This is a genomic window from Dietzia maris (assembly GCF_014144855.1).
GTDB classification, from domain to species: Bacteria; Actinomycetota; Actinomycetes; order Mycobacteriales; family Mycobacteriaceae; genus Dietzia; species Dietzia kunjamensis.
Map to the genome: position 1 here is coordinate 1 of NZ_JAALDN010000094.1, position 2,048 is coordinate 2,048.

The 2,048-nt window shown below is 73.1% G+C and carries 2 protein-coding genes; both read right to left on the bottom strand.

From position 1 onward, the window contains the following. Positions 1 to 1,574 (bottom strand): pyridoxal phosphate-dependent decarboxylase family protein (locus G6024_RS03820; protein ID WP_159148095.1); only part of this gene is annotated, 1,574 nt, incomplete at its 3' end. Beyond that, positions 1,571 to 2,048, bottom strand: a 478-nt coding sequence (locus G6024_RS03825; RefSeq protein WP_182640303.1) for an MFS transporter, incomplete at its 5' end; no start/stop codon positions are given. The genes G6024_RS03820 and G6024_RS03825, both read right to left, overlap by 4 nt.

A 2,048-nucleotide genomic window follows, 5' to 3' on the forward strand; every position in this document is an offset into this window, starting at 1 on the left:
ACCAGGCGGCCGCCCACGCCGGCGGGCAGCCGCTCGATCGCCGCGAGGAGCGGCGCCATCCCCGCATCGCCGCCACCCTCGGCCCCGGCCTCGTCGTCGGCGAGGACGCCACCCACGAGCGCATGGACCTCGTCCTCCGACAGGGCGAGCAGGTCGGCGGGGGAGAGGGCCCCTGTCTCGAGCGCGTCGAGCACGTCGGCGAACCCCGTTGGAGGAACTGGATCAGGCTGCCCGCGGACCTCGTCTGCGGCCTCAAACGCCACGCGGAGGATCTCCTCGACGAGCCGTTCGGTCACCGGGGTGATGGTGAGGTGGGACGACGACGACAAGGTCCCGCGCTTCTGGCGGTAGGCGGGCTGCGCCTGGACGGCGATGCCCCTCCGGGCGCAGGCATCCGCCCAGAGGTGCGGGTGAACGCGCCGGCCGTCTCCGGCGGACTCGTCGGCGACGACCGCCAGCAGTGGGCCGGGATCGCGGTCGAGGACTCGTAGCCCCTCGATGCCGGACAACCCGTCGACCAACCGATCGGTCGCCCGGGCGGTCCGGGCGACCAGTTCACGCTGCCCGCCGTCGCCGAGCGCCTCGAGCACCGTCCACGCCGCCGCGGCGGGTTCGAGCGGTTTGGATCCGGCGAGCGTCGGGTTGACCACCGGGTAACCGGGCCAGTCGACGGTGGCGAACCATGCCGCCCGGTGGCGTTCGCGGCCCCGGCTGAGCAGCACCGACGTGCCCTTGGGTGCGAAACCGTACTTGTGTACGTCCGCCGAGATGCTGGTGACCCGCGCGACACGGAGGTCCCAGAGCGGCATCGGGTTCGGCTCGGTGGCGTCCGGACCGGTGGCGTCCGGACCGGCGGGGTCCGGACCGGGCCAGAACGGCAGCACTAGGCCGCCGAGACAGGCGTCGACGTGCAACCCGATGCGCGGATCGTGCACGGCCTCGAGCCCGGCGGCGACCTCGGCCACGGGGTCGATCACGCCGTTCGGGTAGGCGGGCGCCGAACACACCACCAGCACCGTGTCCCCATCGACCGCCGCGAGGAGCTCGGCGGCGGTCACCCGCCCCGTCCCGGGATCGACCTCGACGCCGACGAACCTCAGGCCCAGCAGGTGCGCGGCCTTGCGGAACGCCGCGTGCACCGTCACCGGCGCGACGATCGTTCCACCGTCGCCCGGCTGTCGACCGGAGACCTCGCGGGCGGCGAGGCAGGCGAGCATGCAGCTCTCGGTGCCACCGGACGTGACGTTCCCGTAGATGTCGCCACCGAGCCCGTCGCCGCCCTCGCCACCCGCGCCCGCGGACCGTCCACGGAGAATGTCGCGCACACGGTCGACTATGCCGCCGTGGATCCGGGCGACCGAGGAGTACACCGTGGGGTCGAGGCCGTTGACGCCATGGGCGAGACGAGCCGCGCGGGTCGCCAGTTCATCGAGTTCGGCGAGCCCGGAATCGTAGACGTACGACAGGACCCGGCCCCCGGTGGTCGGCGGGTCCTGCGCCCGCATCGCGGCGAGGCGGGCCAGCGCGTGTTCCCCGCGATCGGTGATCTCCAGGGCGAGGGGATCGGGGGTCATGTTCGCTCCGTCCATCGGGGATAGGACCGGCCGAGAGTCCGGATCAGCAGCAGGCTAGCGCCCGCGAGTATCGCGGGGACCAGGGAGAACGCCAGGACGATGGCCCACTGCGCCGTCCCGGGCTGATCGGCCACCCCGCCGGAGCGGAAACCACCGAATGCCAACAGGGCGAGCACGACGACCGGGCCCAGGGCCATCGCGCCGGTCTCCGACGCCGTCCACAGGCCGCTCATCGCCCCACTTCGTCGTCGTCCCCCCAACGAGCGATCCAGGTCGGTGCAGTCGGGCAGCATCGACATCGGTAGAGCCTGCATGCCCGCGTACGCGACACCAGCCAGCGCCACCGGGAGGTGCACCCACGCGCCGGGGGAGAAGCCAGCCGGGATGAGCAGCAGGGTCGCCACCGTGAACAGCGCCGTGGCCGCGGCCAGCGCCGGAACCTTCCCGCGGGCGTGCGCGAGACGGGTCCACAGC